The sequence below is a fragment of the Escherichia sp. XD33 genome (genome assembly GCF_019375075.1).
In the GTDB taxonomy this organism is placed as follows: Bacteria; Pseudomonadota; Gammaproteobacteria; order Enterobacterales; family Enterobacteriaceae; genus Enterobacter; species Enterobacter flexneri_A.
In genome coordinates, this window is the sequence record NZ_JAENDM010000011.1 from 50,176 (window position 1) to 69,835 (window position 19,660).

The 19,660-nt window shown below is 50.3% G+C and carries 18 protein-coding genes and 1 pseudogene; 16 read left to right on the forward strand and 3 right to left on the reverse strand.

The window, feature by feature from the left end; translation table 11 throughout:
* Window positions 1-4 precede the first annotated feature (4 nt).
* Window positions 5-1,432 (reverse strand): J domain-containing protein, encoded by a 1,428-nt coding sequence (locus tag K0778_RS09005; protein WP_000786572.1) that lies wholly within the window; start codon window positions 1,430-1,432, stop codon window positions 5-7.
* Window positions 1,429-2,136 (reverse strand): annotated as a pseudogene (locus tag K0778_RS09010) (DUF1266 domain-containing protein). The gene K0778_RS09005 and the pseudogene K0778_RS09010 overlap by 4 nt, the downstream one beginning before the upstream one ends.
* A gap of 163 nt (window positions 2,137-2,299) precedes the next feature.
* Between K0778_RS09010 and ybeQ the strand changes: the two are divergent.
* Window positions 2,300-3,277, forward strand: a complete 978-nt coding sequence (gene ybeQ, locus K0778_RS09015) for a Sel1 family TPR-like repeat protein YbeQ (protein ID WP_000578178.1) — start codon at window positions 2,300-2,302, stop codon at window positions 3,275-3,277.
* Window positions 3,278-3,346: 69 nt separating this feature from the next.
* On the opposite strand, the gene K0778_RS09020 is transcribed toward ybeQ, so the two are convergent.
* On the reverse strand, window positions 3,347-3,829 hold the full coding sequence (locus tag K0778_RS09020; RefSeq protein ID WP_001044880.1) for a zinc ribbon-containing protein: 483 nt from the start codon (window positions 3,827-3,829) through the stop codon (window positions 3,347-3,349).
* Between the two features lie 234 nt (window positions 3,830-4,063).
* On the opposite strand from K0778_RS09020, the gene leuS reads away from it, so the two are divergent.
* From leuS to lipA, 15 genes are all read left to right on the forward strand, one after another.
* Window positions 4,064-6,646: a leucine--tRNA ligase gene (gene leuS, locus K0778_RS09025; protein ID WP_001157886.1), complete on the forward strand. Its 2,583-nt coding sequence runs from the start codon at window positions 4,064-4,066 to the stop codon at window positions 6,644-6,646.
* A 14-nt stretch (window positions 6,647-6,660) separates the two neighbouring features.
* Window positions 6,661-7,242, forward strand: coding sequence for an LPS assembly lipoprotein LptE (gene lptE / locus K0778_RS09030; RefSeq protein WP_001269673.1), 582 nt, complete (start codon window positions 6,661-6,663; stop codon window positions 7,240-7,242).
* Window positions 7,242-8,273 (forward strand): DNA polymerase III subunit delta, encoded by a 1,032-nt coding sequence (gene holA / locus K0778_RS09035; protein ID WP_000620529.1) that lies wholly within the window; start codon window positions 7,242-7,244, stop codon window positions 8,271-8,273. The genes lptE and holA overlap by 1 nt, the downstream gene beginning before the upstream one ends.
* 1 nt (window position 8,274) lies before the next feature.
* On the forward strand, window positions 8,275-8,916 hold the full coding sequence (gene nadD, locus K0778_RS09040) for a nicotinate-nucleotide adenylyltransferase (protein WP_000838889.1): 642 nt from the start codon (window positions 8,275-8,277) through the stop codon (window positions 8,914-8,916).
* A gap of 23 nt (window positions 8,917-8,939) precedes the next feature.
* Window positions 8,940-9,551, forward strand: coding sequence for an adenosylcobalamin/alpha-ribazole phosphatase (locus tag K0778_RS09045; RefSeq protein WP_001241883.1), 612 nt, complete (start codon window positions 8,940-8,942; stop codon window positions 9,549-9,551).
* A gap of 259 nt (window positions 9,552-9,810) precedes the next feature.
* Window positions 9,811-10,128, forward strand: a complete 318-nt coding sequence (gene rsfS, locus K0778_RS09050) for a ribosome silencing factor (protein WP_001161664.1) — start codon at window positions 9,811-9,813, stop codon at window positions 10,126-10,128.
* 3 nt (window positions 10,129-10,131) lie between these two features.
* The gene (gene rlmH, locus K0778_RS09055; RefSeq protein ID WP_000776104.1) at window positions 10,132-10,599 is read left to right on the forward strand and encodes a 23S rRNA (pseudouridine(1915)-N(3))-methyltransferase RlmH; all 468 of its coding nucleotides are present in this window, start codon (window positions 10,132-10,134) and stop codon (window positions 10,597-10,599) included.
* Window positions 10,600-10,629: 30 nt separating this feature from the next.
* A complete protein-coding gene (mrdA, locus tag K0778_RS09060; protein WP_000776191.1) occupies window positions 10,630-12,531 on the forward strand; it encodes a peptidoglycan DD-transpeptidase MrdA in 1,902 nt (633 codons plus the stop codon).
* A 2-nt stretch (window positions 12,532-12,533) separates the two neighbouring features.
* Window positions 12,534-13,646 (forward strand): peptidoglycan glycosyltransferase MrdB, encoded by a 1,113-nt coding sequence (gene mrdB, locus K0778_RS09065; protein WP_000131719.1) that lies wholly within the window; start codon window positions 12,534-12,536, stop codon window positions 13,644-13,646.
* Window positions 13,647-13,656: 10 nt separating this feature from the next.
* Window positions 13,657-14,745, forward strand: coding sequence for an endolytic peptidoglycan transglycosylase RlpA (gene rlpA / locus K0778_RS09070; protein WP_001619223.1), 1,089 nt, complete (start codon window positions 13,657-13,659; stop codon window positions 14,743-14,745).
* Between the two features lie 138 nt (window positions 14,746-14,883).
* Window positions 14,884-16,095, forward strand: a complete 1,212-nt coding sequence (dacA, locus tag K0778_RS09075; RefSeq protein ID WP_001092082.1) for a D-alanyl-D-alanine carboxypeptidase DacA — start codon at window positions 14,884-14,886, stop codon at window positions 16,093-16,095.
* A 109-nt stretch (window positions 16,096-16,204) separates the two neighbouring features.
* Complete coding sequence (gene ybeD / locus K0778_RS09080) at window positions 16,205-16,468, forward strand: DUF493 family protein YbeD (protein ID WP_000850550.1); 264 nt, start codon at window positions 16,205-16,207, stop codon at window positions 16,466-16,468.
* Window positions 16,469-16,568: 100 nt separating this feature from the next.
* On the forward strand, window positions 16,569-17,210 hold the full coding sequence (gene lipB, locus K0778_RS09085; RefSeq protein WP_000284027.1) for a lipoyl(octanoyl) transferase LipB: 642 nt from the start codon (window positions 16,569-16,571) through the stop codon (window positions 17,208-17,210).
* Window positions 17,211-17,468: 258 nt separating this feature from the next.
* The gene (locus tag K0778_RS09090) at window positions 17,469-18,422 is read left to right on the forward strand and encodes a YbeF family transcriptional regulator (RefSeq protein ID WP_001619222.1); all 954 of its coding nucleotides are present in this window, start codon (window positions 17,469-17,471) and stop codon (window positions 18,420-18,422) included.
* A 208-nt stretch (window positions 18,423-18,630) separates the two neighbouring features.
* A complete protein-coding gene (gene lipA / locus K0778_RS09095; protein ID WP_000042632.1) occupies window positions 18,631-19,596 on the forward strand; it encodes a lipoyl synthase in 966 nt (321 codons plus the stop codon).
* Window positions 19,597-19,660 lie beyond the last annotated feature (64 nt).

Consider the following 19,660-nt stretch of genomic DNA (forward strand, 5'->3'; position numbering starts at 1 on the left):
ACTGTCACCCGAACAGATGGAGTATTTTCCCTATCAAACCAGCAAAGATAAAAATATAGAAAATAATTTTAATGATGCCCAGACAGCCTGGCCCACCATCGTCAACGGGCATTGGCTGCGGTTGCGGCTCCGGTTCAACAGTTTGCTTCTCGGTAAAATTCGCCGCCTGAATTAATAATCGACGAATAATTAATGCTTCCAGTGGACAACGATTTTCTGCATCAAGGCGGCTCACAATCGGCATTAATGATTCTTCTGTAGGTTGGCAGGCCTGCACTAATTGTTTGGCAACTAGATATAATGGCCATAAGGTATGTTCTGTATCACGCGTGAGTGAGATCCGCGGCTTACGTCCTTTGTGCAAAACCATCTCGACCAGTGAACGCCCCAGCGCAGAGAGTTTTTCATCGCTGAGTATTTCGTATAAATGAAAACGCGTACGGGCGCTGTCGCCGGGGACATAAAGTAGCGGTTTTCCCTGATCGTTAACCAGATCACGCGCTTCAATCATCATCACCAGTAATGGGTAATAATCGACCCGATGCTGACGGCACCATTGCAACATTAAAGCATCCGCCTGGGTGGAGGGATACTCGCGCCAGTAGTCACAAAGTTCTGCCAACAGGCTTTCGCCTTCTCCACAATAGACGCGTTGCGCGTATTCATAATAAGGCGCATCTTCATTATCAGGTTCAGTTTCCCGCCATGACTGGGCGTAATCCAGAAGTTCGGGGATATCCAGGCGACCTGCGCTATACCAGCGGAGTAAATTTCTGTGCAGTTTTGCATCATCGGGGATAATCACTGCGCGATGTTGCGCTAAATACAATGTCAGCCATTGTGGATGCGATGACCAAATCCGAGCGAACATTTGGTAAAAATCGATGGTGTCATTTTGCACGGCAACGGGCAGATGCAGAATGGTCTGGAAGTTAAAAACATTCCCCTTCGCAATGGCATATAAAAAGGATTCCAGTTCTTCTTCGTCTATTTCCCCGGTATTTTCCTCCTGTAACCACCGCAATCTTTCTGCTAATAACACCACGCACTCGAAGGATAAATGGGCAGTGTTCATGGCGATTGTGCACAGCGACCAGCGTAATTCATCAATCTCCTCCATCGAGCAATAATTTAATTGCTGAATGAATCGCTGCCAGGCGGAGGGCAGAAAACGTTCACTATCAGAGGCAAGTAACGCACGAAAGGCGAGCAGAATTTCATGTTCTGCTACCTCATATTCTTCTGGTTGCCAAACAGATTTAGCAGGCGACTGCGCAATCCGTAGCGCCTCCTCATACGCCTGACGAAGTTGTTTAAAACCCTGCGGATCGGTTTCTGGATGAAAGGACGGTAACAGCGCCAGATAAGCGCGGCGGATAATATCGACGTCAGTCGTTTCCTCTATATCGAGGATCTTCCAGCAATTTTTCATAGGTCGCTCATATCTTTAAGCGTTTCCGGGCATGCAGAATAGTAAGCCAATGGTTGCCAGGACAAGGTAGGGTAATACGCATCATCACTGGCAAATAATTGATAAAACATATCATTGCCGGAATCGTCGTATTCTTAACGCGCTAAGAATTCGCGTAATAAAGGCAGATGATCATCTTCGGGAGACTGCCAATATTGCCGACCAAAGGTATAACCGGCAAAGTATTGCCGCCAGTTACTATAATAACGTAGAGCCCGTAGATGAATGCGCGACTGGATCCATAGACTTTCTTCTTCGCTCAACCAGTTATTAAGTACGCCCATTCGGCTTAAAAAACCCATCCGGACATAATCCCAGGCTTTGATTCCCCCTTCGCCACAGCATTCGGCGGTGCTGGCGACAAATTGCGCATAAGCCTGACCTTGCTCATTTAGTTCAGCAAGATAGTCACGCCATTCACATGGCGAATAACGAAACCAGCGGTGATAAAACCCTGCCAACCGAGCGGCATGACCGTTATCGATCATTCGGTGAATTGTGCGCAGCAGGTCATCACGGTCATCAATTCCCCATGAGGAAGAAAGGTCAAAAAAGCATGTACCTAAATACATTTTGGGTGATGAATGCGAAGGTAAACAGCATTCATTGCGTATTTCCATCGGAGTGGAAAGTGCAAACAATATTTTTTGCGACTCCATGTCCATATAATTTATCCTTAAATATTCATTAAATGAATATTAGCCGCATTGCGAGGCTCGTTTATTTATACTTTTCTGACGCGACATAATACGCATAAAATAAGGCTTACGCAAAAATGGAACACATAAAAATATAATATGTTTTATCTGCAACCATAAGGAAATGATAATGATTTTCACGTCAAGTTGCTGCGATAATTTATCAATAGATGAGATTATCGAACGTGCTGAAAAAGGCGATTGCGAGGCTCAATATATTGTTGGGTTTTATTATAATCGCGATAGCGCAATTGATTCTCCGGACGACGAAAAAGCCTTTTACTGGCTGAAGCTGGCCGCTGAGCAAGGTCATTGTGAAGCACAGTATTCCTTAGGGCAAAAGTATACCGAGGATAAAAGCCGTCATAAAGATAATGAGCAAGCCATCTTCTGGCTGAAAAAAGCTGCCCTACAAGGCCATACTTTCGCTTCCAACGCCCTTGGCTGGACACTGGATCGTGGAGAAGCCCCCAATTATAAAGAAGCGGTTGTCTGGTATCAGATAGCCGCGGAGAGCGGAATGTCTTATGCGCAAAATAATCTTGGGTGGATGTACAGAAATGGCAACGGAGTCGCAAAAGACTATGCGCTGGCATTTTTCTGGTACAAACAAGCTGCATTACAAGGCCATAGTGACGCGCAAAACAATCTGGCCGATCTTTATGAAGACGGAAAAGGCGTTGCTCAAAACAAGACACTCGCCGCATTCTGGTATTTGAAAAGCGCACAGCAGGGTAATCGGCACGCCCAGTTTCAAATTGCATGGGATTATAACGCTGGCGAAGGGGTGGACCAGGACTATAAGCAAGCGATGTACTGGTATCTGAAGGCTGCCGCTCAGGGGAGCGTCGGCGCTTACGTCAACATCGGTTATATGTATAAACACGGACAAGGCGTTGAGAAAGATTATCAGGCTGCCTTTGAATGGTTTACGAAAGCCGCTGAATGCAATGACGCCACTGCCTGGTATAACCTGGCCATTATGTATCACTACGGAGAAGGAAGACCTGTCGATCTCCGACAGGCTCTCGACCTGTATCGTAAAGTTCAGTCATCCGGAACCAGAGATGTCAGTCAGGAAATTCGTGAGACTGAAGATTTACTGTAGAGATAAAAACAAGGGCCGGGGAATTTCATTCGGCCCATATTCTCTTTATTGCTGTGCGAAATCAGACTATTACGGCTCAAACGGGCGTCTCTGGAACTGGTCATGACCACATTTCGGGCATAGCGTCAGCACTTCCGGTGTGTAGATCGGGAGATGGAAGTGACATTTCTCGCAGACCAGATTTCCCAGCCCGACCACTTCTCCGCTGTGATAAACCCCATGATGATTGAGGTCCTGGAAAACTTCGCGCCATTCAAGCTGCGTTTTATCGGTGATGTCTGCCAGCTCCTGCCACAAGCTTTCTTTAATCACCCGCATAAAGACGCTGTCAGATTCTTCTTTCAGGCTCTCTTCATAGCTCATGGCGAACTCTTCCAGGTCACGTCTGACAGCTCGCGTCAGCTCATCGACCTCGGTTCGCGTTAACTCCCCTGTTTTTATTACGCGCTCGCGCGCCTGTTCCACCAGTGCGTCGATATCACGTTCGCCATTGCGCAGGCGTTCGCTCAGTGACGCAACCAGTTCACGGTAATATTGAGCAACCTTGTTCATCGTTTCATCTCCCGGGTCGTTAACTGACTATAATAATAGACGTTCTTTGTTCCTTGCTTTGCTAATACGCCCACAAACTCTGTAAATTAATGTATGAATAATCCGGGCATCATTTCAACGTCGAGTGCGCGAAAGGCTGTTTTGACGCGGACGTTTGGGCTATGCTATGCGGATCTGAAAAACCACCTCAACGCTACATTTGTAGCCGTATTGAAAACAGGACCACTGGCTGCCATGCAAGAGCAATACCGCCCGGAAGAGATAGAATCCAAAGTACAGCTTCATTGGGATGAGAAGCGCACATTTGAAGTAACCGAAGACGAGAGCAAAGAGAAGTATTACTGCCTGTCTATGCTTCCCTATCCTTCTGGTCGACTACACATGGGCCACGTACGTAACTACACCATCGGTGACGTGATCGCCCGCTACCAGCGTATGCTGGGCAAAAACGTCCTGCAGCCGATCGGCTGGGACGCGTTTGGTCTGCCTGCGGAAGGCGCGGCGGTGAAAAACAACACCGCTCCGGCACCGTGGACGTACGACAACATCGCGTATATGAAAAACCAGCTCAAAATGCTGGGCTTTGGTTATGACTGGAGCCGCGAGCTGGCAACCTGTACGCCGGAATACTACCGTTGGGAACAGAAATTCTTCACCGAGCTGTATAAAAAAGGCCTGGTATATAAGAAGACTTCTGCGGTCAACTGGTGCCCGAACGACCAGACCGTACTGGCGAACGAACAAGTTATCGACGGCTGCTGCTGGCGCTGCGATACCAAAGTTGAACGTAAAGAGATCCCGCAGTGGTTTATCAAAATCACTGCTTACGCTGACGAGCTGCTCAACGATCTGGATAAACTGGATCACTGGCCAGACACCGTTAAAACCATGCAGCGTAACTGGATCGGTCGTTCCGAAGGCGTGGAGATCACCTTCAACGTTAACGACTATGACAACACGCTGACCGTTTACACTACCCGCCCGGACACCTTTATGGGTTGTACCTACCTGGCGGTAGCTGCGGGTCATCCGCTGGCGCAGAAAGCGGCGGAAAATAATCCTGAACTGGCGGCCTTTATTGACGAATGCCGTAACACCAAAGTTGCCGAAGCTGAAATGGCGACGATGGAGAAAAAAGGCGTCGATACTGGCTTTAAAGCTGTTCACCCATTAACGGGCGAAGAAATTCCCGTTTGGGCAGCAAACTTCGTATTGATGGAGTACGGCACGGGCGCAGTTATGGCGGTTCCGGGTCACGACCAGCGCGACTACGAGTTTGCCTCTAAATACGGCCTGAACATCAAACCGGTTATCCTGGCAGCTGACGGCTCTGAGCCAGATCTTTCTCAGCAAGCCCTGACTGAAAAAGGCGTGCTGTTCAACTCTGGCGAGTTCAACGGTCTTGACCATGAAGCGGCCTTCAACGCCATCGCCGATAAACTGACTGCGATGGGCGTTGGCGAGCGTAAAGTGAACTACCGCCTGCGCGACTGGGGTGTTTCTCGTCAGCGTTACTGGGGCGCGCCGATTCCGATGGTGACGCTGGAAGACGGTACCGTAATGCCGACCCCGGACGACCAGCTGCCGGTGATCCTGCCGGAAGATGTGGTGATGGACGGCATTAACAGCCCGATTAAAGCAGATCCGGAGTGGGCAAAAACTACCGTTAACGGTATGCCAGCGCTGCGTGAAACCGACACTTTCGACACCTTTATGGAGTCCTCCTGGTACTATGCGCGCTACACTTGCCCAGAGTACAAAGAAGGTATGCTGGATTCCGAAGCGGCTAACTACTGGCTGCCGGTGGATATCTACATTGGTGGTATTGAACACGCCATTATGCACCTGCTCTACTTCCGCTTCTTCCACAAACTGATGCGTGATGCAGGCATGGTGAACTCTGACGAACCAGCGAAACAGTTGCTGTGTCAGGGTATGGTGCTGGCAGATGCCTTCTACTATGTTGGCGAAAACGGCGAACGTAACTGGGTTTCCCCGGTTGATGCTATCGTTGAACGTGACGAGAAAGGCCGTATCGTGAAAGCGAAAGATGCGGCAGGCCATGAACTGGTTTATACCGGCATGAGCAAAATGTCCAAGTCGAAGAACAACGGTATCGACCCGCAGGTGATGGTTGAACGTTACGGCGCGGACACCGTTCGTCTGTTTATGATGTTTGCTTCTCCGGCTGATATGACTCTCGAATGGCAGGAATCCGGTGTGGAAGGGGCTAACCGCTTCCTGAAACGTGTCTGGAAACTGGTTTACGAGCACACAGCAAAAGGTGATGTTGCGGCACTGAACGTTGATGCGCTGACTGAAGATCAGAAAGCGCTGCGTCGCGATGTGCATAAAACTATCGCTAAAGTGACCGATGATATCGGCCGTCGTCAGACCTTCAACACCGCAATTGCGGCGATTATGGAGCTGATGAACAAACTGGCGAAAGCACCAACCGATGGCGAGCAGGATCGCGCTCTGATGCAGGAAGCGCTGCTGGCCGTTGTCCGTATGCTTAACCCGTTCACCCCGCACATCTGCTTCACGCTGTGGCAGGAACTGAAAGGCGAAGGCGATATCGACAACGCGCCGTGGCCGGTTGCTGACGAAAAAGCGATGGTGGAAGACTCCACGCTGGTCGTGGTGCAGGTTAACGGTAAAGTCCGTGCCAAAATCACCGTTCCGGTGGACGCAACGGAAGAACAGGTTCGCGAACGTGCTGGCCAGGAACATCTGGTAGCAAAATATCTTGATGGCGTTACTGTACGTAAAGTGATTTACGTACCAGGTAAACTCCTCAATCTGGTCGTTGGCTAAGCGCGGGAGGAAGCGTGCGATATCTGGCAACATTGTTGTTATCTCTGGCGGTGTTAATCACCGCCGGGTGTGGCTGGCATCTGCGTGATACCACGCAGGTTCCTTCCACTATGAAGGTCATGATCCTGGACTCAGGCGATCCGAACGGGCCATTAAGCCGTGCGGTGCGTAACCAGTTACGTCTGAATGGTGTCGAGTTGCTTGATAAAGAAACCACGCGTAAGGACGTTCCATCCCTGCGTTTGGGTAAAGTGAGCATCGCGAAAGATACCGCATCGGTATTCCGTAACGGTCAAACAGCAGAGTATCAGATGATCATGACGGTTAATGCGACCGTGTTGATCCCCGGCCGTGATATCTACCCGATTAGCGCCAAAGTCTTCCGTTCGTTCTTCGATAACCCGCAAATGGCGTTAGCGAAAGATAACGAACAAGACATGATCGTAAAAGAGATGTACGACCGTGCTGCCGAACAGCTGATTCGTAAGCTGCCAAGCATTCGTGCTGCGGATATTCGTTCCGACGAAGAACAGACGTCGACCACAACGGATACTCCGGCAACGCCTGCACGCGTCTCCACCACGCTGGGTAACTGATGATTCGGTTGTACCCGGAACAACTCCGCGCGCAGCTCAATGAAGGGCTGCGCGCGGCGTATCTTTTACTTGGTAACGATCCTCTGTTATTGCAGGAAAGCCAGGACGCTGTTCGTCAGGTAGCTGCGGCACAAGGATTCGAAGAACACCACACTTTTTCCATTGATCCCAACACTGACTGGAATGCGATCTTTTCGTTATGCCAGGCTATGAGTCTGTTTGCCAGTCGACAAACGCTATTGCTGTTGTTACCAGAAAACGGACCGAATGCGGCGATCAATGAACAACTTCTCACACTCACCGGACTTCTGCATGACGACCTGCTGTTGATCGTCCGCGGTAATAAATTAAGCAAAGCGCAAGAAAATGCCGCCTGGTTTACTGCTCTTGCGAATCGCAGCGTGCAGGTGACCTGTCAGACACCGGAGCAGGCTCAGCTTCCCCGCTGGGTTGCTGCGCGCGCAAAACAGCTCAACTTAGAACTGGATGACGCGGCGAATCAGGTGCTCTGCTACTGTTATGAAGGAAACCTGCTGGCGCTGGCACAGGCACTGGAGCGTTTATCGCTACTCTGGCCGGACGGCAAACTGACATTACCGCGCGTTGAACAGGCGGTGAATGATGCCGCGCATTTCACCCCTTTTCATTGGGTTGATGCTTTGTTGATGGGAAAAAGTAAGCGCGCGTTGCATATTCTTCAGCAACTGTGTCTGGAAGGCAGCGAGCCGGTTATTTTGTTGCGCACATTACAACGTGAACTGTTGTTACTGGTTAACCTGAAACGCCAGTCTGCCCATACGCCACTGCGTGCGTTGTTTGATAAGCATCGGGTATGGCAGAACCGCCGGGGCATGATGGGCGAGGCGTTAAATCGCTTAAGTCAGCCGCAGTTACGTCAGGCCGTGCAACTCCTGACACGAACGGAACTCACCCTCAAACAAGATTACGGTCAGTCAGTGTGGGCAGAGCTGGAAGGGTTATCTCTTCTGTTGTGCCATAAACCCCTGGCGGACGTATTTATCGACGGTTGATATGAAATCTTTACAGGCTCTGTTTGGCGGCACCTTTGATCCGGTGCACTATGGTCATCTAAAACCCGTGGAAACGCTGGCGAATTTGATTGGTCTGACGCGGGTCACAATCATCCCTAATAATGTTCCTCCGCATCGTCCCCAGCCGGAAGCGAACAGCGTGCAGCGTAAACACATGCTTGAACTGGCGATTGCCGACAAGCCATTATTTACTCTTGATGAACGCGAGCTAAAGCGCAATGCCCCCTCTTACACTGCGCAAACACTGAAAGAGTGGCGGCAGGAACAAGGACCGGACGTGCCGCTGGCGTTTATTATTGGTCAGGATTCATTGCTGACCTTTCCGACCTGGTACGAATACGAAACGATACTCGACAATGCACATTTGATCGTCTGTCGGCGTCCAGGTTACCCACTTGAAATGGCGCAACCGCAATACCAGCAATGGCTGGAAGATCATTTGACACATAACCCGGAAGATCTTCACCTTCAGCCTGCCGGTAAAATTTATCTGGCTGAAACGCCGTGGTTTAACATCTCGGCGACCATCATCCGCGAACGTTTGCAAAACGGTGAATCGTGTGAGGATTTATTGCCGGAACCGGTATTGACGTACATTAACCAACAAGGCTTGTATCGCTGATACCTGTCGTTACGGAGGGCATGATGCGACTGTGGTTAATTCGTCATGGCGAAACACAAGCGAATGTCGATGGTCTGTACAGCGGTCATGCGGCCACCCCCCTGACCGCACGCGGTATTGAGCAAGCGCAAAATCTGCATACACTGCTACATGATGTTTTCTTTGACCTGGTTTTATGCAGTGAACTGGAACGGGCACAGCATACCGCGCGACTGGTTCTCAGTGACCGCCAGCTCCCCGTTCATATCATCCCTGAACTCAACGAAATGTTTTTTGGCGACTGGGAGATGCGACATCATCGCGACCTCATGCAAGAAGATGCCGAAAACTATAGCGCGTGGTGCAATGACTGGCAGCATGCTATCCCCACGAACGGTGAAGGATTTCAGGCATTTTCGCAACGTGTGGAACGCTTTATCGCAAGGCTTAGTGAATATCAGCACTATCAGAATATTTTAATCGTCAGCCATCAGGGCGTACTGAGTCTGTTAATTGCTCGTTTAATTGGCATGCCTGCCGAGTCTATGTGGCATTTTCGCGTTGACCAGGGGTGTTGGAGCGCCATTGATATCAACCAAAAATTCGCGACGCTACGCGTCCTCAATAGCCGTGCCATCGGGGTCGAGAATGCATGACTTTTCTGTTTTTTTACGGGTAAGCCGCAACGACCATTGACAGCCCCGGGCAGGCTGATATTCTCCGCAGCCAGACTTTTTCCGCCAGACACGACTTTGTAGAAATTGTTTTACAAAAATGGCGATGCAATCTGCGGCGCGGGGTGGGATGATAGCCCACTTTCGAAAGCCGATTCGGCGACAATTGTCCCGAAATCGCCTCTGGTTCAGGTATACTGACAGACCATTTTTATCTATTTGATTCACCCAGGGGGAAAACTTGCAGGGTAAAGCACTCCAGGATTTTGTTATCGACAAAATTGATGACCTCAAAGGTCAGGACATCATCGCCTTAGACGTTCAGGGCAAATCCAGCATCACCGACTGCATGATCATCTGTACGGGTACGTCCAGCCGTCATGTTATGTCCATTGCTGACCACGTTGTGCAGGAGTCTCGCGCAGCGGGCCTGTTACCGCTCGGCGTAGAAGGTGAAAACAGCGCCGACTGGATTGTCGTGGATTTGGGCGATGTGATTGTCCATGTCATGCAGGAAGAGAGCCGTCGCCTGTATGAACTGGAAAAACTCTGGAGTTAATGCGTGAAGCTGCAACTTGTCGCCGTGGGAACGAAAATGCCGGACTGGGTACAAACCGGTTTTACCGAGTACCTGCGTCGTTTTCCGAAAGATATGCCCTTCGAGCTGATTGAAATTCCGGCCGGAAAACGCGGCAAGAATGCGGACATCAAGCGCATACTCGACAAAGAGGGTGAGCAGATGTTGGCGGCCGCAGGCAAAAACCGCATTGTCACCCTCGATATTCCAGGCAAGCCCTGGGATACGCCGCAGTTAGCCGCTGAGCTGGAACGCTGGAAGCTGGATGGTCGCGACGTCAGTCTACTGATTGGCGGGCCTGAAGGGTTGTCGCCTGCCTGTAAAGCGGCGGCTGAGCAGAGCTGGTCGCTGTCGGCGCTTACCCTCCCCCATCCGCTGGTTCGCGTGCTGGTCGCAGAGAGTCTGTACCGGGCGTGGAGCATCACCACCAACCATCCTTATCACCGTGAGTGATAAGGGAGCTTTGAGTAGAAAACGCAGCGGATGAAACTACAGAACTCTTTTCGCGACTATACGGCAGAGTCCGCGCTGTTTGTGCGCCGGGCGCTGGTCGCCTTTTTGGGGATTTTGCTGCTGACCGGCGTGCTTATCGCCAACCTGTATAATCTGCAAATTGTTCGCTTTACCGACTACCAGACCCGCTCTAATGAAAACCGCATTAAGCTGGTGCCTATCGCGCCCAGCCGCGGCATTATCTATGACCGTAACGGTATCCCTCTGGCCCTCAACCGCACTATCTACCAGATAGAAATGATGCCGGAGAAAGTCGATAACGTGCAGCAAACGCTGGACGCTTTGCGCAGCGTGGTAGATCTGACCGATGACGATATTGCTGCATTCCGAAAAGAGCGCGCACGTTCACACCGTTTCACCTCTATTCCGGTGAAAACTAACCTGACCGAAGTACAAGTAGCTCGCTTTGCCGTCAATCAGTACCGTTTTCCGGGTGTTGAAGTTAAAGGCTATAAACGTCGTTACTATCCTTACGGTTCGGCGTTGACCCACGTCATCGGCTATGTGTCGAAAATCAACGATAAAGACGTCGAACGCCTGAATAATGACGGCAAACTGGCCAACTATGCGGCAACGCATGATATCGGTAAGCTGGGCATTGAGCGTTACTATGAAGACGTGCTGCACGGTCAGACCGGTTATGAAGAGGTTGAAGTTAACAACCGTGGGCGTGTTATCCGCCAGTTAAAAGAAGTACCACCGCAAGCCGGACACGATATTTACCTGACGCTGGATCTCAAACTCCAGCAATATATTGAAACGCTGCTGGCGGGTAGCCGCGCAGCTGTGGTAGTCACCGATCCGCGTACAGGTGGGGTGCTGGCGCTGGTTTCCACGCCTAGTTATGACCCAAACTTGTTTGTTGACGGTATCTCCAGCAAAGATTATTCCGCCTTGTTGAACGACCCGAATACACCGCTGGTGAACCGCGCTACACAGGGGGTTTATCCTCCCGCGTCTACAGTTAAACCCTATGTGGCGGTTTCGGCATTGAGCGCCGGGGTGATCACGCGCAATACGACGCTGTTTGACCCTGGCTGGTGGCAACTGCCAGGTTCAGAAAAACGTTATCGTGACTGGAAAAAATGGGGCCACGGGCGTCTGAATGTCACAAGATCGCTGGAAGAATCTGCGGATACCTTCTTCTATCAGGTGGCCTACGATATGGGGATCGATCGCCTCTCCGAATGGATGGGTAAATTCGGTTATGGTCATTACACCGGTATCGACCTGGCGGAAGAACGTTCCGGCAACATGCCTACCCGCGAATGGAAACAGAAACGCTTTAAAAAACCGTGGTATCAGGGTGACACCATTCCGGTTGGTATCGGTCAGGGTTACTGGACAGCGACCCCAATCCAGATGAGTAAGGCACTGATGATCCTGATTAATGACGGTATCGTGAAGGTTCCGCATTTGCTGATGAGCACCGCCGAAGACGGCAAACAGGTGCCATGGGTACAACCGCATGAACCGCCCGTCGGCGATATTCATTCCGGTTACTGGGAGCTGGCGAAAGACGGTATGTACGGTGTTGCTAACCGCCCTAACGGTACGGCGCATAAATACTTTGCCAGCGCACCATACAAAATTGCGGCGAAATCTGGTACCGCTCAGGTCTTCGGTCTGAAAGCGAACGAAACCTATAATGCGCACAAAATTGCCGAGCGTTTACGTGACCACAAACTGATGACCGCCTTTGCGCCATACAACAATCCGCAAGTGGCTGTCGCCATGATTCTGGAGAACGGCGGCGCGGGTCCGGCGGTTGGTACGCTGATGCGTCAGATCCTCGACCACATTATGCTGGGTGATAACAACACCGATCTGCCTGCGGAAAATCCTGCGGTTGCCGCAGCGGAGGACCATTAATCATGACGGATAATCCGAATAAAAAAACATTCTGGGATAAAGTCCATCTCGATCCCACAATGCTGCTGATTTTACTGGCATTGCTGGTTTACAGCGCCCTGGTTATCTGGAGCGCCAGCGGTCAGGATATTGGCATGATGGAGCGTAAAATCGGCCAAATCGCGATGGGTCTGGTCATCATGGTGGTGATGGCGCAAATTCCTCCACGCGTTTATGAAGGCTGGGCCCCCTATCTCTATATCATCTGTATTATTTTGCTGGTGGCGGTAGATGCTTTCGGTGCCATCTCTAAAGGCGCTCAACGCTGGCTGGACCTCGGTATTGTTCGTTTTCAGCCGTCGGAAATTGCCAAAATAGCCGTACCACTGATGGTTGCGCGCTTTATCAACCGCGACGTTTGCCCGCCATCGTTGAAGAACACTGGCATCGCGCTGGTACTGATATTTATGCCCACGCTGCTGGTGGCTGCACAGCCTGACCTGGGAACATCAATCCTCGTTGCGCTTTCCGGTCTGTTTGTACTGTTCCTCTCTGGCCTTAGCTGGCGTCTGATTGGCGTCGCAGTAGTGCTGGTAGCGGCGTTCATTCCGATTCTGTGGTTCTTCCTGATGCATGATTACCAGCGCCAGCGCGTAATGATGCTCCTGGACCCGGAATCAGACCCACTCGGCGCGGGCTATCACATTATTCAGTCTAAAATTGCTATTGGCTCCGGCGGATTACGCGGCAAAGGCTGGCTGCACGGCACTCAGTCACAGCTTGAATTTCTACCCGAACGCCATACCGACTTTATCTTCGCGGTACTGGCGGAAGAGCTGGGATTAGTGGGCATTCTGATTCTGCTCGCTCTCTACATTCTGCTGATCATGCGCGGGCTGTGGATAGCCGCCAGAGCGCAAACCACCTTTGGTCGCGTCATGGCTGGCGGCTTAATGCTGATATTATTCGTTTATGTCTTCGTAAATATTGGTATGGTAAGCGGTATTCTGCCGGTTGTAGGGGTTCCGCTCCCACTGGTCAGTTATGGAGGATCGGCGCTAATTGTGCTGATGGCTGGGTTCGGGATTGTAATGTCAATCCACACCCACAGGAAAATGTTGTCGAAAAGCGTGTAAGAGGTGCGCAATGCGTAAGCAGTGGCTCGGGATCTGCATCGCGGCAGGAATGCTCGCGGCATGTACAAGCGATGATGGTCAGCAACAGACGGTAAGTGTACCGCAGCCTGCGGTATGTAACGGCCCCATAGTTGAAATTAGCGGGGCGGACCCGCGTTTCGAACCACTGAACGCGACGGCAAATCAGGATTACCAGCGCGACGGTAAAAGCTACAAAATCGTGCAGGATCCGTCTCGATTTAGCCAGGCGGGACTGGCGGCAATCTATGATGCCGAACCAGGCAGTAACCTGACGGCCTCTGGCGAAGCTTTCGATCCGACACAGCTGACGGCGGCCCATCCAACGCTTCCGATCCCCAGCTACGCCAGAATCACTAACCTGGCTAACGGGCGAATGATCGTGGTGCGCATTAATGATCGCGGCCCTTACGGCAACGACCGCGTTATTTCGCTTTCTCGCGCGGCAGCTGACCGTCTTAACACGTCAAACAACACCAAAGTTCGTATCGATCCGATTATTGTCGCCCAGGATGGTTCGCTTTCTGGTCCTGGTATGGCTTGTACCACAGTCGCCAAACAGACTTACGCCCTGCCTGCACCTCCCGATTTAAGCGGTGGCGCGGGAACAAGTTCAGTGTCTGGCCCGCAGGGTGACATTCTTCCGGTCAGTAATTCGACGCTAAAAAGCGAAGATCCGACCGGCGCGCCGGTAACCAGTAGCGGTTTCCTCGGCGCACCAACGACCTTAGCGCCTGGTGTACTGGAAGGCAGCGAACCGACGCCTGCGCCACAGCCCGTTGTTACAGCTCCGTTGACAACGCCTGCAACCTCGCCTGCAATGGTGACACCGCAAGCCGTCTCGCAAAGCGCCAGCGGCAACTTTATGGTGCAAGTCGGGGCCGTAAGCGATCAGGCTCGTGCGCAACAGTACCAACAGCAACTGGGACAGAAGTTCGGCGTCCCCGGTCGCGTAACTCAAAATGGCGCGGTCTGGCGGATCCAGCTTGGCCCATTCGCCAGCAAAGCCGAAGCCAGTACCTTGCAGCAACGTTTGCAAACCGAAGCCCAATTACAGTCATTTATTACTACCGCGCAGTAGCGTAAAGCAGGCATCTGATGTGTCAATTTCTGTAAATGACGTTAACAAAGTCACGCGGAAAGTCAGATGCCTGCCGGTAGTGCATTTGCTATAGTAGGGCACTTTTTTAATTCCATCACGGATGTCGTAGTTCAGACCATGAATACCATTTTTTCCGCTCGTATCATGAAGCGCCTGGCGCTCACCACGGCTCTTTGCACAGCCTTTATCTCTGCTGCACATGCCGATGACCTGAATATCAAAACTATGATCCCGGGTGTACCGCAGATCGATGCGGAGTCCTACATCCTGATTGACTATAACTCCGGCAAAGTGCTCGCCGAACAGAACGCAGATGTCCGCCGCGATCCTGCCAGCCTGACCAAAATGATGACCAGTTACGTTATCGGCCAGGCAATGAAAGCCGGTAAATTTAAAGAAACTGATTTAGTCACTATCGGCAACGACGCATGGGCCACCGGTAACCCGGTGTTTAAAGGTTCTTCGCTGATGTTCCTCAAACCGGGCATGCAGGTTCCGGTTTCTCAGCTGATCCGCGGTATTAACCTGCAATCGGGTAACGATGCTTGTGTCGCCATGGCCGATTTTGCCGCTGGTAGCCAGGACGCTTTTGTTGGCTTGATGAACAGCTACGTTAACGCACTGGGCCTGAAAAATACCCACTTCCAGACGGTACATGGTCTGGATGCTGATGGTCAGTACAGCTCCGCGCGAGATATGGCGCTGATCGGCCAGGCATTGATCCGTGACGTACCGAATGAATACTCGATCTATAAAGAAAAAGAATTTACGTTTAACGGTATTCGCCAGCTGAACCGTAACGGCCTGTTATGGGATAACAGCCTGAATGTCGACGGCATCAAAACCGGACACACTGACAAAGCAGGTTACAACCTTGTTGCTTCTGCGACTGAAGGCCAGATGCGCTTGATTTCTGCGGTAATGGGCGGACGTACTTTTAAAGGCCGTGAAGCCGAAAGTAAAAAACTGCTAACCTGGGGCTTCCGTTTCTTTGAAACCGTTAACCCACTGAAAGTAGGTAAAGAGTTCGCCTCTGAACCGGTTTGGTTTGGTGATTCTGATCGCGCTTCGTTAGGGGTTGATAAAGACGTGTACCTGACCATTCCGCGTGGTCGCATGAAAGATCTGAAAGCCAGCTATGTGCTGAACAGCAGTGAATTGCATGCGCCGCTGCAAAAGAATCAGGTCGTCGGAACTATCAACTTCCAGCTTGATGGCAAAACGATCGAGCAACGCCCGCTGGTTGTGTTGCAAGAAATCCCGGAAGGTAACTTCTTCGGCAAAATCATTGATTACATTAAATTAATGTTCCATCACTGGTTTGGCTAAAAATTGAACACTTGAAAGTGTAATTTCCGTCCCCATATACTAAGCATCAGTAAAAAACTCCCGCCTTCTGGCGGGAGTTGCTATTTAATTACGTTACGCCGGAGCTGACATGAAAACCAAACTTAACGAACTGCTTGAATTCCCTACTCCTTTTACTTACAAAGTTATGGGGCAGGCGTTACCTGAGCTGGTTGATCAGGTGGTTGAAGTGGTACAGCGCCATGCGCCAGGTGACTACACCCCAACGGTAAAACCAAGCAGCAAAGGCAACTACCACTCGGTATCTATCACTATCAACGCCACTCATATCGAGCAGGTTGAAACACTGTATGAAGAACTGGGCAAAATCGATATTGTCCGCATGGTTCTGTAACTCGCTTCTCCGTTACCCGGCCCCTGGTCGGGTAACTCCCCTCTCCTCGCTGTGATATACTTTTCCCCCACTTTTACTCATTCTCCACGGAGATGCCGTTTTGTATCAGGATAAAATTCTTGTCCGCCAGCTCGGTCTTCAGCCTTACGAGCCAATCTCCCAGGCTATGCATGAATTCACCGATACCCGCGATGATAGTACCCTTGATGAAATCTGGCTGGTCGAGCACTATCCGGTATTCACCCAAGGGCAGGCAGGAAAGGCGGAGCACATTTTAATGCCGGGTGATATTCCGGTGATTCAGAGCGATCGCGGTGGGCAGGTGACTTATCACGGGCCGGGGCAACAGGTGATGTATGTGTTGCTTAACCTGAAACGCCGTAAACTCGGTGTGCGTGAACTGGTGACCTTGCTTGAGCAAACAGTGGTGAATACCCTGGCTGAACTGGGTATAGAAGCGCATCCTCGGGCTGACGCGCCTGGTGTCTATGTCGGGGAAAAGAAAATTTGCTCACTGGGTTTACGTATTCGACGCGGTTGTTCATTCCACGGTCTGGCATTAAACGTCAATATGGATCTTTCACCATTTTTACGTATTAATCCTTGTGGGTATGCCGGAATGGAAATGGCTAAAATATCACAATGGAAACCCGAAGCGACGACTAATAATATTGCACCACGTTTACTGGAAAATATTTTAGCGCTACTAAACAATCCTGACTTCGAATATATTACCGCTTAATTGCATACCTCAATGGCCCAATTTACACTGGGTCATTACTCATAATACCTGCTAATGCTTTACATCTCCTTCGCGTTTGTATATTTTCTTTATCACTTGCAGAAATGCGGTGCCACGCCTTGCTCCGTAACTCACCCCATTGATTAACCTATTGAAATAGTTGATTATGGTGAGCAAAAGCGTTCCGTTCCAATTAGACATAAGATTATTGTAATTTTTTAAATATTATTTTTCCATGAATAAAATTGGAGTAAGTGCGTGGATAGTAATAATCAAATTGAACCCTGTTTAAGCAGAAAGTCGTCAGAAGGTAAACCACAAATATTTACAACCTTACGAAATATTGAACTTAACCTTCTGACTATTTTTGAAGCTGTATATGTACATAAAGGGATCGTTAATGCAGCGAAAGTGCTTAATCTGACCCCCTCGGCAATCAGTCAGTCTATTCAGAAACTGCGCGTTATATTCCCTGACCCATTGTTTATTCGCAAAGGCCAGGGTGTCACTCCTACCGCATTTGCGATGCATCTACATGAGTATATCAGTCAGGGCCTTGAGTCCATTCTTGGCGCGCTGGATATCGAAGGAAGCTATGATAAGCAACGAACGATAACTATTGCGACCACTCCCTCGGTCGGAGCCCTGGTCCTTCCTGTCATCTATCGGGCGATTAAAACTCACTATCCGCAGCTTTTACTGCGCAACCCGCCCATCAGCGACGCGGAAAACCAACTCAGTCAGTTTCAAACCGATCTCATCATCGATAACATGTTTTGCACCAATCGTACGGTGCAACATCATGTTCTGTTCACCGACAATATGGTGTTAATTTGCCGCGAGGGAAATCCACTACTCTCTTTAGAAGATGACAGAGAGACTATCGACAACGCTGCGCATGTACTTCTGTTACCGGAAGAGCAAAATTTCAGCGGTCTGCGGCAGAGAGTTCAAGAAATGTTTCCGGACCGGCAAATCAATTTCACCAGCTACAACATTTTGACAATCGCTGCACTGGTTGCCAACAGTGACATGTTAGCGATTATTCCCAGCCGTTTTTATAACCTGTTTAGCCGCTGCTGGCCGCTGGAAAAACTGCCTTTTCCGTCCTTAAATGAGGAGCAAATAGATTTCTCTATCCACTACAACAAATTCAGCCTGCGTGATCCCATCCTGCACGGAGTAATAGATGTTATCCGTAATGCATTTTGAAAAAGTATTGTTACAGCCAGATCACAGCGCAGAACGATAAAATGGCACAATCCAACAACAATTTTACATTTTCGCGACCGCTTTGGCTGCTTTCAGGTCCGTTTCAATGATATACTGCCAGTCGTTAATTCAAAAATAGTTGATAATTACAACAATCTATTGAATTGAAACGCTTTCCTTCGTAATTCGCAACTGGAACACGCACGCTATGAGTAAACCCATTGTGATGGAACGCGGTGTTAAATACCGCGATGCCGATAAGATGGCCCTTATCCCGGTTAAAAACGTGGCAACAGAGCGCGAAGCCCTGCTGCGCAAGCCGGAATGGATGAAAATCAAGCTTCCAGCGGACTCTACACGTATCCAGGGCATCAAAGCCGCAATGCGCAAAAATGGCCTGCATTCTGTCTGCGAGGAAGCCTCCTGCCCTAACCTGGCGGAATGCTTCAACCACGGCACAGCAACGTTTATGATCCTCGGCGCTATTTGTACCCGCCGTTGTCCGTTCTGTGATGTTGCCCACGGTCGCCCGGTAGCTCCTGATGCCAATGAACCAGTGAAACTGGCGCAGACCATTGCCGATATGGCGCTGCGTTATGTGGTTATCACCTCCGTTGACCGTGATGACCTGCGCGATGGCGGTGCCCAGCACTTTGCGGATTGCATTACTGCCATTCGGGAAAAAAGCCCGCAAATCAAAATTGAAACTCTGGTGCCGGATTTCCGTGGTCGTATGGATCGTGCTCTGGATATTCTGACTGCAACGCCACCAGATGTGTTCAACCATAACCTAGAAAACGTACCGCGTATTTACCGTCAGGTACGGCCTGGTGCAGATTACAACTGGTCGCTGAAGCTGCTGGAACGCTTTAAAGAAGCGCATCCGGAAATCCCGACCAAGTCTGGTCTGATGGTGGGACTGGGTGAAACCAATGAAGAAATTATTGAGGTAATGCGCGACCTGCGCCGTCATGGTGTGACGATGTTAACGCTGGGGCAATATTTGCAGCCAAGCCGCCATCACCTGCCGGTTCAACGTTACGTTAGCCCGGATGAGTTCGACGAAATGAAAGCCGAAGCGCTGGCGATGGGCTTTACCCATGCTGCATGCGGTCCGTTTGTCCGCTCTTCTTACCACGCCGATTTGCAGGCGAAAGGGATGGAAGTTAAGTAATCCTGTAATAATTACTTACATCTGTCTGATAAAAAACCCGCTTTTTGAAGCGGGTTTTTTGTAT